The organism is Devosia sp. GW821-FHT12F11 (assembly GCF_058806655.1).
Genome location: NZ_JBXAPX010000005.1, coordinates 414,267 through 426,340, shown reverse-complemented (window position 1 = coordinate 426,340; position 12,074 = coordinate 414,267). Strand labels below are relative to the sequence as shown.

At 65.7% G+C, this 12,074-nt stretch carries 12 protein-coding genes; 3 read left to right on the top strand and 9 right to left on the bottom strand.

All coding sequences use genetic code 11. The features are described from left to right. Position 1: 1 nt before the first annotated feature. Positions 2-1,750: a tetratricopeptide repeat protein gene (locus AC1ROK_RS17510; protein WP_492849201.1), complete on the bottom strand. Its 1,749-nt coding sequence runs from the start codon at positions 1,748-1,750 to the stop codon at positions 2-4. A gap of 266 nt (positions 1,751-2,016) precedes the next feature. Between AC1ROK_RS17510 and AC1ROK_RS17505 the strand changes: the two genes are divergently transcribed. Together AC1ROK_RS17505 and AC1ROK_RS17500 are read left to right on the top strand one after the other, a co-directional pair. Next, positions 2,017-2,463: a hypothetical protein gene (locus tag AC1ROK_RS17505; RefSeq protein ID WP_492849199.1), complete on the top strand. Its 447-nt coding sequence runs from the start codon at positions 2,017-2,019 to the stop codon at positions 2,461-2,463. A 490-nt stretch (positions 2,464-2,953) separates the two neighbouring features. Then, positions 2,954-3,439, top strand: a complete 486-nt coding sequence (locus AC1ROK_RS17500) for a hypothetical protein (protein ID WP_492849197.1) — start codon at positions 2,954-2,956, stop codon at positions 3,437-3,439. Between the two features lie 144 nt (positions 3,440-3,583). On the opposite strand, the gene AC1ROK_RS17495 is transcribed toward AC1ROK_RS17500, so the two are convergent. Genes AC1ROK_RS17495 through soxR form a run of 3 tightly spaced genes read right to left on the bottom strand, consistent with a single transcriptional unit; the run spans position 3,584 to position 4,844 of the window. Continuing rightward, complete coding sequence (locus tag AC1ROK_RS17495; RefSeq protein WP_492849195.1) at positions 3,584-3,778, bottom strand: DUF3008 family protein; 195 nt, start codon at positions 3,776-3,778, stop codon at positions 3,584-3,586. Positions 3,779-3,804: 26 nt separating this feature from the next. Next, positions 3,805-4,323, bottom strand: coding sequence for an MgtC/SapB family protein (locus tag AC1ROK_RS17490; protein ID WP_492849193.1), 519 nt, complete (start codon positions 4,321-4,323; stop codon positions 3,805-3,807). 56 nt (positions 4,324-4,379) lie between these two features. Further along, a complete protein-coding gene (soxR, locus tag AC1ROK_RS17485) occupies positions 4,380-4,844 on the bottom strand; it encodes a redox-sensitive transcriptional activator SoxR (protein WP_492849262.1) in 465 nt (154 codons plus the stop codon). Positions 4,845-4,916: 72 nt separating this feature from the next. On the opposite strand from soxR, the gene AC1ROK_RS17480 reads away from it, so the two are divergent. Then, the gene (locus AC1ROK_RS17480; RefSeq protein WP_492849191.1) at positions 4,917-6,365 is read left to right on the top strand and encodes an MFS transporter; all 1,449 of its coding nucleotides are present in this window, start codon (positions 4,917-4,919) and stop codon (positions 6,363-6,365) included. Positions 6,366-6,663: 298 nt separating this feature from the next. Here the strand turns inward: AC1ROK_RS17480 and AC1ROK_RS17475 are convergent, their stop codons facing one another. The 5 genes from AC1ROK_RS17475 to AC1ROK_RS17455 all read right to left on the bottom strand — a co-directional run bounded on the left by AC1ROK_RS17475 (position 6,664) and on the right by AC1ROK_RS17455 (position 11,789). Next, entirely contained in the window at positions 6,664-7,446 is a 783-nt protein-coding gene (locus AC1ROK_RS17475; RefSeq protein WP_492849189.1) for an SDR family NAD(P)-dependent oxidoreductase, read from the bottom strand. 224 nt (positions 7,447-7,670) lie between these two features. Continuing rightward, positions 7,671-8,717 (bottom strand): NAD(P)-dependent alcohol dehydrogenase, encoded by a 1,047-nt coding sequence (locus AC1ROK_RS17470; protein WP_492849187.1) that lies wholly within the window; start codon positions 8,715-8,717, stop codon positions 7,671-7,673. Beyond that, complete coding sequence (locus tag AC1ROK_RS17465; protein ID WP_492849185.1) at positions 8,714-9,577, bottom strand: ATP-binding cassette domain-containing protein; 864 nt, start codon at positions 9,575-9,577, stop codon at positions 8,714-8,716. The genes AC1ROK_RS17470 and AC1ROK_RS17465 overlap by 4 nt, the downstream gene beginning before the upstream one ends. Further along, positions 9,574-10,689, bottom strand: a complete 1,116-nt coding sequence (locus AC1ROK_RS17460) for an ABC transporter permease (protein WP_492849183.1) — start codon at positions 10,687-10,689, stop codon at positions 9,574-9,576. The genes AC1ROK_RS17465 and AC1ROK_RS17460 overlap by 4 nt, the downstream gene beginning before the upstream one ends. Positions 10,690-10,769: 80 nt before the next feature. After that, the gene (locus AC1ROK_RS17455) at positions 10,770-11,789 is read right to left on the bottom strand and encodes a substrate-binding domain-containing protein (protein WP_492849181.1); all 1,020 of its coding nucleotides are present in this window, start codon (positions 11,787-11,789) and stop codon (positions 10,770-10,772) included. Between the last annotated feature and the right edge of the window lie 285 nt (positions 11,790-12,074).

Here is a 12,074-nt window from a genome sequence, read left to right as displayed (position 1 = left end):
ATCAGTACGGCCCGTTGAGAGCCGCCTGATCAATGCCCGCCGCGGCCAGTTCGTTGCCGATCGCGGCACGCAGTTCCGGATCGCCCAGCCGCTGGCGAAGCACCGGCAGAATACCGAAGCGACGGAAGCGCGTCACGTCGAGCAACTGCGCAATCGACCGATTGAGCGCATCTTCCGACTTGAGCCGGTACGCCGCCGTGACGGCGATGGCCGAGGCCAGCTCCGCATCACCCACCGCCAGCGCCTCGGCCTGGATCAGCGCTTCGGCGTTGTCACCGTTGCGCAGCGCGTTGACCGCCGGCGCCTCGCGATACCAGTAGGGCGGCGTCGGCGCCCGGCGCAGGGCCTCGGCGGCCATCATCTCGCCCTTCTCCGACTTGCTCCTGAGCGACAATAGCCGCGCATATCCGGCAAAGGCATCGACGTTGGACGGGTTGAGCTGCAGCGCGGAGGTGAACGCCGCCTCGGCTTCACCGAGCCGCCCGACCTGCTCGAGGAAATAGGCATATTCCCGCCAAACCGGGCTCGAGGTCGGCGCCAACGCCAGCGCCTCTTCGATCTGTCGTTCGGCCTGGGCGATCGGCTCGGGGTCGCGCGCCGATGGCGGCTGCGTTCGGCGGGCGGCATCGAGCAGCAGCGTGCTGCTCATCGCCAGCCCGAACGGCGATTCCGACTGGATGCGCAGCAGCCCGTTTACGCAGGCCCGCGCCCGCTCGTTGTCATCCGGCCGGGCGCTCTCCCGATACCGCGCGAACAGCAGCCCGCACATATAGTCCGTCTCGTTGCCGCCAAGGTCCGCGTTGGTCGCCAGCCACTGCATCGCGTCGGTGTACAGCGGACCATCGGCGGCGCCGAGCTGGTCGGCAAAGGCCTGCGACAGCCGGTCGATGCTGTTCGGGAAATCCGCCGCCTCCACTTTCTCGGTCAGGCTCCAGACCGCAGTGTCGGTTCCCGAACGCTTCAGGCTGGCGGTGATCTGCATCTCGCCGCCCTCGGTCCTCGAAATTCCCGAAAGCTCGAAATTGGCCGCCGTGGCCGGGCGCGCCGCCTGCCCGTTGCGTTGCAGGTAGACCGCGTCGATGAACGGGAACAGCCCGAGGTCGGTGACCAGCTCCACCGCCAGCCCGGCGACGCTGGGGCTCGGCGTGGCGCCTGCCGCCACCGAGGTGAACTCACTGACCGAAACGACGGGAGGCTGCGGCACCGCAATGCGGACCTGACGCGGCGCCAGCACCTGGGTCATCACTATGGCAATGCCGAGCGCTACGAACACCAGGACGACCAGCAGCACGATGTCGTCGAGCCGCGCCAGCCACGAGCGCTCGGCGCCCATCGGGAGGTTCGGCGGACTGAAACCGGTTACAACCGATTCAGCCGTCGCCGGGGCCGGTTCGCCCTCCCGAGCGCGGAATTCGGGGATGTAACGTCCCACCGGCAGGTAAAATATGACAGGCTCGGAGGCCCCTTCTCCGGCATAGTATTCCTCGAGCACGGCGCGCAGCCGGCGGGCCTGTACGCGCACGATCGGATCGTTCTGCGGATCGAAGCTCTGGGGCCGCCCGAACACGTCGACGGCGATGGAGTAGGCCTTGATCCCTGCCTCGTTTCCATCGAGCCGCGCACTGACTATGTAGTTGAGAAACTTGGCAAGTTGCGGCGAACGCGCCAGCCCGGGCCACTCCTGGATCCGTGCCAGGGCAGCCTCGACTTCCGCTCGGGGCGGCATTGTCTGCGACAACGGTTCGCCCACGCGAGTACCTCCCCCTCCGTATCTGGGCGATTTACATGTTAATCGCAAGCCTCGTTACGGCGTTGTTACATGCCTTTGCCTATGCGCACGGTCATCGAACCATCATATCCGCCCTGTCACTGCACGACGCAGTCGCTGCGAGCATGTCTCGTGGCGGTGAGGGGACGCAACGAAGCTCCCCCGGCGCTCCGGCGCTACCGACGGGTTACCGACTACGTATAGAGTTTTCGGCCATTGCCGCGGCGACGCGGCAAGAAGGAACCATTATGGACGCGATTGGTACCGGCCAGCCCTTTATGGCACTGGTCGACGACGACTCACATTCCGCCCGGCTGATGATCCGGATGCTGCTCGCCCATGGCGCGCCTTCCGTGAGCTGGCTCAACGGCGAAGCCCTGGCGACTGCTGAGATTCAGCAACTGCTGGAGAACGAACTCGCGACCATTCCTGGTCTCGTGGTCGTCGATCTCAAAGCCTCGTCCAGTGCCACCCTGGACTTTATCGCGAAGCTCCGCGCCATGCGTGACGGCCATTCGCTGCTGATTGCCGCGATTGCCCCGACGCTCGACCGCGAGCCGCGAGAGGCGCTTCTGTCTGCCGGCGCCGACGCCGTGTTCGAGCGGCACGCCGACATCAATTCCTACCGCCGCGAAGCGGCGGCCATCGTCAGTTTCTGGGTGCGTAATCAGCACCTGGATGCGGTTGGCACGTAATCACTGCGTCCACAGGTTACGTGCCGGGCGGAGAGCGCGTTGCATTGAGGCAGGCCACTGCCGATTGCATTCCCAAATGCGCTCTCCGTCTCTTCTAACGCATGGGCCACAACTGTCCCATGACTGAGCTACCGCCCGACCGCCGATATCCCTGCGGCGACCCGGGCGGCTCTGGGCCGGAGACCCCAAGCTCCGACCCAACCCGGCGGCCCGTCGCGTTCCCTCACGCGGCGGCCGCCATACGACGACGGAAAGACGGGGCGCGACCCTCCTGACGCTGCCCCGCCTTCCCGTTCGTGGGTTGGACGCACCGCCCCTCGGTGCGTTCCGACCCTTCGGTGTGCACCCAGTTGCGGCGGGCCACTGGGGCCAGCAGGCGAAGGCGCGGTTGCGGATACTTCTCCCACCGCAACCGCGCTTCTCCTCGCAAGTCTTGACCGCCTAACCCGGATCACCGCACTCTCGCAGCTTCCCCACCGGAGGCCATCCCATGCTGAAAATGTCGATGTTTGAGGCCGCCGTGCTGGGCCTTCTCGCAACCCCGGTCCTCGCCCAGGAGGAAGCCGTCGACAGCTTCGTGCTGCCGGCCTTCAATGGTGTTGCCGTATCGCAGGCGCCGGAGGCCGGTCTCGGCGTCTGCTTCGGCCCGTTCGCTGCCGATGCCATGGATTGCGCCGTCGCGCAGTGCGTCCAGCAGAGCGGTCTCGGCCCTGAGGATTGCACGCCCAACCTCTGGTGCTATCCGCATGGCTGGGTCGCCGACATCTTCATGCAGCACAACGAAGGCCCGCACTGGCACAAGTTCGTCTGCGACCAGCAGGATCAAGCGAGCCTCGAAGCCATCGTCAAGCTCGAGTGCGCCAAGGATTTCCTGGCCAGTTGCGAGGTGGTCCGCATCTGGGACAACGAGGGCCAGCAGGTCTTCGGCGAAGGCGCTGACCCACAACTGCCGCCGCCGCCTACGGCGATCGAGTAGATCAGCGGAACTCACTGCCGGGTGGCAGTGGAACCCCACCCTTAATCCCTCCTCGAAAGGGGGAGGGAGACACAGACTGAGATCGCTGTGTTGGGGTCTCCCTCCCGGGGCAGCTCGAGCCGGCCAGGAGTTGGGCCCGGAAGCCTAATGCTTGGTCTTGCCCTTGTGCTCCGGCAGACCCTTGCGCTTCGTCTCGGCGAACTCTTCTAGCTGGCTCTCGCTCATCGATTTGTACATCGACTTGGAAGCGCCCTTGAGGTCCTTGACCCTGGTGTCGCCACGCTTGGCCGAAAGTGCCGCGCCGGCGGCCTTCTGCTGGGCTTTCGATGTTGCAGGCATTTAGGCCTCCTTGGTTGGGGAAGGATTCAACGATCCTTTTCCGGCTCCGTTCCCGCGCCCAGCTTGCCGTTGCCAGCGCTGACCACCCGATGTGAGAAAGCCCGCATCGCAGCGAGAACGATCACCGCGAACACCGCTACCACTATGGCGATGAGATAATAGCCAAGCGCCGCGCAGACCCCGACCGCCCCGGCCAGCCACATCCCGGCCCCGGTGGTCAGCCCTTGTACGCTGCCGCGCTGTTGGAAGATGGCGCCGGCACCGAGAAACGCGATGCCGGCGGTCACCGCTTCGATGGCGCGGATCGGGTCGGAATTGCTGCTGCCGCCCTCCACCGCCTCCTGGTAGATTTCGAACGCCAGGGTGGTGAACAGCGCTGCGGCCAGCGCCACAAGGATATGGGTACGCAGTCCCGCCGTGCCGGATTGCGAACCGCGCTCCCAGCCGATCAGCCCGCCCAGTACGGAAGCGATCAGCAGTCGGATGAGGATGATGTGGTGCGGCGTGTGAGTCGGCTCGTAGCCGAGGCTGGTGACGAGGTCCATGTGTTGGGGTCCTGTTGACGCTTCCCCTCAACGGCTTGCCTCATCCGCGGTTCCCGTCAGCTCCTGTAGCTTTCATTGCCCTCGCGCATCAGCCGGCGCGGGCCACTGCCCTCCTCGGCCAGGTGATCGCCGGAATTCATCAGTGGGCAGCTGATCGTCGACAGGCACCCGCAGCCGATGCAGCCGTTGAGCTCGTCGCGCATGCGCGTCATCAGCACGATTCTCCTGTCGAGCTTTTCGTGCCAGAGCTCTGACATCAAACGCCAATCTGCCGCCGAGGGGGTGTGGCCCACCGGCACGTGCCCGAGGGCCTCGGCCACTTCGGCGAGCGGGATGCCCAGTTCCGTGCCCATCCGGACGATGGCCAGCCGGCGCAGCACGTCACGATCGTAGCGCCGCTGGTTGCCGGAGGTGCGGTGGCTGCGGATCAGCCCCTTCTTTTCGTAGAAATGCAGGGCCGACACGGCAAAACCGCTGCGCTCGGCCACCTGCCCCACAGAAAGTTCGCGCGACATCGCGATTTCCTCTTTACCTGAAGTAAGGTTGAGGTTGTAGCAGTGGCGTCCCGATGCGGCCAGAGGGCTCGCAGGGCGATGAACTCGGCAGGTGACGTGATGGCGGCGACGAAGAACGGTTGGGGCGAGATTTTCAGCGGCGGCAACGCCCTGCCGGTGGTGGTGTTCGCCGGCGGCGTCGGCATGAACGCCATCGAAGTCTATATCGGCTCGACGCTGATGCCCTCGGTGGTGGCCGAAATCGGCGGGCTCGACCTGTTCGCCTGGGTGACGACGGTGTTCATCGTCGCCTCGATCGTCGCCTCGATCTTTGCCGCGGTGCGGCCGTTCGGGCTCGGCCCGCGGCAGAACTACCTGATCGCCGCCACCATGTTCGCGCTGGGCAGCCTGATCTGCGGGCTGGCGCCCTCGATGCCGATCCTGCTGCTCGGCCGCGCGCTGCAGGGTTTTGGCGGCGGTCTCCTCGCGGCGCTCACCTTCATGATGGTGCGGCTGGTGTTCCCCGAGCATCTCTGGGCCCGCGCCTTTGCGCTCGCCTCGGGCATCTGGGGCATCGCCACGCTGGTCGGCCCGTCGATCGGCGGCATCTTCGCCGAGCTCGGCATCTGGCGCTGGGCCTTCTTCATCCTCGTGCCGTTCGCCGCCCTGGTTGGCCTTCTCGCCGTCAAGGTGGTGCCGGCCAAGAGCAGCGAGGCCGGGATGACCAGCCTGCCGCTTCGGCAGATCGGGCTGATGATCGTCGCCGTGCTGGCGCTCTCCACCGCCGGTGCGCTGTCGCATGATATCGTCATCGCCGGCAGCCTGACCGCTGTCGCCATCCTGGCGCTGGTGGTGTTCGGGCTGATCGAGCGGAGCGCACCGCAGAAGCTGTTCCCGACCGGCACCTTCCGCTACGGGACGCTCCTCGCTTCGCTGTTCGGCACCATGGTGCTGCTGCAGATGGCAATCACCAGCGACATCTTCATCCCGCTGTTCATGCAGACCCTGCACGGCCTCGGCCCGCTCACCGCCGGCTACATGGTGGCGCTGGTCGCCGTTGGCTGGAGCTCGAGCTCGATGCTGACCGCCGGCTGGACCGAAGGCCGCGCCCGCATGATCATCGCCGGCGGCCCGGTGCTGGTGCTGATCGCGGCGATCGGTCTGGCGCTGTTCGTCGGCCATCAGAACCCGACTTCGAGCCTCGGCTTCATCATCCCGATCGGGCTGTCGCTGCTGATCATGGGCGTCGGCATCGGCACCGCCTGGACGCAGCTGACGCCGCGGGTGATGCAGGCGGCGCCCGATGGCGAGCACGACGTGACCTCGGCGGCGCTGAGCACTATCCAGCTGTTCGCTTCCGGCCTCGGCGCGGCGCTCGGCGGCCTGATCGTAAACCTCGCCGGCCTCGCCGCGGCAAACCCGACGCCGATTGCCGCGGCCAACTGGCTCTATGGCCTGTTCATCATCGTCGCGATCCTGGTGGTGCCGATCGGCTTCAGCATCGCCCGAACCGAGGCCCGCCTTCCCGCGGCGCAGCCGGCGGAATAAGAAATTTGCCGCGGGGCTCAGGCCCCACGGCATCCCGACTGGCCGAGGGCGCGATGCTGCCTGCGCTCCCGGTCGGACTCGCGGTGCCGGCGATCATCGCGCTGGGCGTGATCGACCGGCACCGCGAAAACTATTTGGGGGCATGGGCTTGTCCGCCCGCACAGGCCGTGTTCTCCCCTCCCCCTTGAGGGGAGGGGTTGGGGGTGGGGGTGGTGAGGGACGCTCGGTGCTGACTGCACCACCCCCACCCTCAATCCCTCCCCTCAAGGGGGAGGGAGGGGCGCGCGTCGCACGGCACCTACACCGTCTTCAACCAGCCCCCATCGACGAAATACGTCGACCCGGTCGAATAACTCGCCTTTTCCGAACACAGGAACACGAAGAAGTTCGCCATCTCCTCGGGGGTGGCGAAGCGCTTCATACCGCCGGCCTCGTCGGCGACGCTTTGGAGGTGCGCTTCGAAACCGTCTTCGCCCGCCAGTTGCTTGGCGGTCTTCACCCAGTCCGGCGTGCGCACCAGCCCCGGGTTCACCGTGTTGACGCGGATATTGTCGCCGACCACCTCGTTGGCGAGGGTCTTGGAAAACATCATCAGCGCCGCCTTGGTGGTGTTGTAGATCGGCTCGTACCACAAGGGTTGCACCGCGCAGATCGAGGCATTGTGGAGGATGGCGCCACCGCCCCGCGCCTTCATCTGCGGCACCAGCCCACGGCCCAGGCGCACCGCGGCCATCACATGCAGATCCCAGTAATACTGCCACTTGGCGTCGTCGGCTTCGGCGATGGTCTCGTTCGAGCCGGTGCCGGCATTGTTGACGAGAATATCGGCGCCGCCGAGCTGGGCCGCCGCTGCGACCACCTTGGCGCAGCCCTCGGCGGTGGCGACGTCGGCGGCCACTCCATGCGCCTCGACATGGTACTTCGCCCCGATCCGGGACGCCTCGGCATGCAGCCGTTCCGAACCACGCGCCGTGATCAGCACGTTGGCCCCCTCGGCCGCAAAGCCCTCGGCCACCGCAAGGCCGATGCCGACGCTGCCGCCGGTGATGACGGCGAGTTTGGATTTCAGACCGAGGTCCATGGCAACCCTTCCAGATGTCTGCAGTCCCTTCTCCCCTCAGGGGAGAAGGTGGCGCGAAGCGCCGGATGAGGGGTGAGCTGGTGCAACGCGCGCTCGCTGAGACGCTGAACCCCTCACCCTAGCTTTGCTGCGTCGCTAAGCTCCTGGCGACGCTACCCTCTCCCCTCCTGGGGAGCGCAATAGCGCCCCCGTGGGAGAGGGGACGCTGTGGCACTCACCGCGCCCTAAGCGTCCATCAAGATCTGCAGCTTCACATCCGTAGGCCGCGCTTCGACCGCCCGGTCGAACGCCTTGATCGAGTCCTCGAAGCTGAACGTCCCGGAGATCAGCGGCTTGAGATCCACCCGCCCCGAGGCCATCAGCGCGATGGCGCGCTCGTACTGGTGGGCGTAGCGGAACACCGAAGCGATGGTGATCTCCTTCACCGACAGCGAGGCGATGTCGAAATCGACCGGCTCGACCGGCAGGCCGACCACCACGATGGAGCCGCCGGGGCGGACCACATCGACGATGCCCTTCCAGGCGCGCGGGCTGCCCGAGCACTCGAACACCACATCGGCGCCCCAGTTCTCGGTGAGCCGGTTCACCTCGTCGAGGAGGTTTTTGTCCTTGATGTTGACGGGGATGATGCCCTGGTACTGTGCGGCAATATCGAGCTTGGGCTGCGCCAGGTCGGTGATGATCACCCGCGAACAGCCGCCGGCCAGTGCCGCCAGCGCCACCATGGTGCCGATCGGGCCGGCGCCCATGACGATGGCGGTATCGCCCGGGGTGATCTTCGCCTTGGTCGCCGCCTGCATGCCGACGGCGAACGGCTCGACCATGGCGCCTTCGGCGAAGCTCACATTGTCGGGCAGCTTGAAGGTGTAATTGGCCGGATGCACCACGAACGGGGTCAGCACGCCGTGGATCGGCGGCGTCGCCCAGAACGTCACCGCCGGATCGATATTGTACATCCCGAGCCGCGAGGCCTTGGAGTTCGGATCCGGGACGCCGGGCTCCATGCAGACGCGATCGCCCACCTTGAGGTTGGTGACTCCCGCCCCGACCTCGACAATGGTTCCCGCCGCTTCGTGCCCCAGCACCATCGGTGCGTTGACCACGAAGGGGCCGATGCGGCCATGGGTGTAGTAGTGCACGTCGGAGCCGCAGACGCCCACGGTGTGGAGCTTGATCTTCACCTCGCCCGGGCCGACCTCGGTCGGCAGCTCGATGTCACGGAGTTTCAGTTCGTGCTGCTTCTCGAGCACGAGTGCGCGCATTTTCGTCATTGGACCTGAGAGACTTCCTCGCCGACTTTATAGTGATGCGTCGGGCCGGTGGCGCCTTCGACCGGCGGCTTCATCGCCCCGGTCATGATCGCCACCGCATCCGACATCGAAAACTGCTTGGGGTTGATGATCGCGATGCGCTTACCGAGCCGGTGGATGTGGATGCGGTCGGCGACCTCGAACACATGCGGCATGTTGTGCGAGATGAGGACGATCGGCAAGCCGCGCTTTTTGACGTCGAGCATCAATTCGAGCACGCGCCGGCTCTCCTTGACCCCCAGCGCCGCAGTCGGCTCATCCATGATCACCACGCGCGAACCGAACGCGGCGGCACGCGCCACGGCCACCCCCTGGCGCTGACCGCCGGACAGGGTTTCGACCGACTGGTGGATGTTCTGGATGGTGAGCAGGCCCAACTCGTTCAGCTTTTCGCGGGCGATCTTGGCCATCTTTGTTCGGTCGAGCCGGCGGAATAGCGATCCGGTCCAGCCGGGCCTCCTCAGTTCGCGGCCGAGGAACATGTTGTCGGCGATCGACAGCGCCGGGCTGAGCGCCAGGTTCTGGTACACCGTCTCGATACCGGCATTGCGGGCGTCCATCGGCGATTTGAAATGCACCGGCTGGCCGTCGAGCAGGATCTCGCCGCCATCCGGGATCACTGCGCCGCACAAGGCCTTGATCAGCGTCGATTTGCCGGCGCCGTTATCGCCGATCACCGCCAGGATCTCGTTGCGGCGAAGATCGAAATCGGCGTTGTCGAGCGCCACCACCCGGCCATAGCGCTTGTGGAGGCCCCTGCCCTCGAGCACGATGTCTCCGGCATCGCCGGTCGGCAGGCTCATGTTGCTCAGCTCGCTCATGCCGAAATCTTCCTGATCCACTGGTCGATGGTGACGGCGACGATGATCAAGACGCCGACAGCGAAATCCTGCCACAGCAAGGCGAGCCCCGAGAGCGCAAGGCCGTTGCGGAACACGCCCACGATCAGGGCGCCGAACAGCGTGCCGATGATCGAGCCGCGTCCACCGAACAGGCTCGTGCCACCGATCACCACGGCGGTGATCGAGTCGAGGTTGGCGGTCTGCCCGGCCTGCGGGCTGACCCCGCCGATGCGGCCGATCAGTACCCAGGCCGCGATGGCGCAGATCAGCCCGGCCAGCGCATAGACCGCGAGCAGCACCCGATTGGTGTTGATGCCGGAGAGCCGCGCCGCGTCGGGGTCGTCGCCGGTGGCGTAGACATGGCGGCCGAAGGCGGTGCGCCCGAGGATGTAGCTGAGCACGATTGCGAGAACGATCATCAGCACCGAGCCATAGGTGACCACCCAGCCGCGCAGCCATGGCAGGTCGAGCCCGAAGAACAGCCCAATATCGTAGAGCTTGAACAGCTTGCCCAGCCAGAGCAGGAACGGCGCCGCCGCCTCCATGTCCTGGGAGCGGATGGTCTCGCTGTTGGAATAAAACGTGTTGAGCGCCCCGAAAATGCTCCAGGTGCCGAGCGTCACGATGAACGGCGGCAACCGTAGTGCCGTGACCAGCAGGCCATTGAGAAAGCCGCAGGCAAGCCCGGCAAGAAGGCCGAGCGGAAAGGCGATCCAGACCGGCACGCCATAGGCGACGGCTGTGCGCCCCATCACCACCGAACAGAGGATCATGATCAGCCCGACGCTGAGGTCGATGCCGGCGGTCAGGATCACCAGGGTCTGCGCCATGCCGAGGATGGCGACGATGGTCACCTGCTGCAAGACCACCGACAGGTTCAATGGCGACAGGAACTTGCCGGGCGCGGCGACGGTGAAGATCACCGTGCCGACGACGAGCACGATCAGCGGGATGAGCGTTGGGTACTCGTGCAGGATGCCCTGAATGGTCCGGACGATCCCCTTGCGGTCTTCCTCGAAGCTCGCCACGTCGCTGGCGGCGCCCTTGAGGCCAGTTTCAGCGGCCGTCGAGCCGGCGGCGTCGTCACTCATCGTGTCCCCTCTCCCCTAGGACTTTGTCGTCACCTGTCGCGTTTGCGGCGCGAGCAACGCCCGCGCCGCAAACAGTCACATCAACCCCAGCAGAGCTCTGCGCCCTTGGTGGTGTCGATCGAGTCGACGCCCGCGACCGGCTTGTCGGTGACCAGCGTCGCGCCGGTATCGAGGAAGCCCATCTTGGGATCGATGTCGGGGAGCTTACCCGAGGCGATTGCCTCGAGCGCCATCGACGCCATCTTCAGCGGATACTGCTGGCTGGTCGCGCCGATGACGCCGGCCTTGACGTTGGCGACGCCCGGGCAGCCGCCATCGACCGAGACGATCAGCACCGAACCATCATCCTTGCCCACGGCCTTCAGTGCTTCCCAGGCACCCGCCGCGGCAGGCTCGTTGATGGTGTAGACCACGTTGACGTTCGGGCACTTCTGCAGTGCGTTCTCCATCGCCGTGCGGCCCTTTTCCTGGTCGCCCTGGCTGATTTCGTGCGTGCAGATGCGCGGATCGTCTTCGTCGCCGTACTTGTTGGGGTCCTTCACGTCGATGCCGAAGCCGGCCATGAAGCCCTGGTCGCGCAGATAGTCGACGGTCGGCTGGTTGGTCGCGAGGTCAAGCAGCACGATCGAGGCATCCTTGGCCTTGTCGCCCAGCGTGCCGGCCGCCCATTTGCCGATCAGGTCGCCTGCCTTCCGGTTGTCGGTGGCGAAGGTCGCGGTCGCCGCATCCATCGGATCGAGCGGCGTATCGAGCACGATCACCATCAGGCCGGCATCCTTGGCCTTCTGGATGGTCGGTACGATCGCCTTACTATCCGACGGCACGATCGCGAAGCCCTTGGCGCCGGCCGAGATCAGGTTCTCGATCGCCGCGACCTGGGCGTCATTGTCACCGTCGAACTTGCCTGCGGCGGTGATCAGCTTGAGGCCCAGTTCCTTGGCCTTGGCTTCGGCGCCTTCGCGCATCTTCACGAAGAACGGGTTGGTTTCGGTCTTGGTGATCAGGCCGACGGTGATCTCCTGCGCCAAGACGACGCCACTCATCAGGCCGCCGGCGACGACAGCGCCGGCGAGCGCCATCTTCAGATAGCTAAGTCCCATGTAGTCCTCCCACAAGTTGTGATCCGGTCCGCCGGCGTTTCGCCGCTCCTCAGGACCGTTGGATCAGGGTCGCGGAGCCGCCATTCACGAGGCACTCCTCCCCGAACCTGAGCCGATATTCAGCGCAACCCTCGCGGCCTGTCAATAAATTAATCCACTTGATTTATTAATTGACAGCCGGTCCGCGACGGATAATCCTTTCGTTCGGGAGGGGGTGAGAACCCCATGTAATCGATTGCCGTTTTGCCTCCGGCGTGGCTTCAGTGCCGCACGACGGAGAACGGA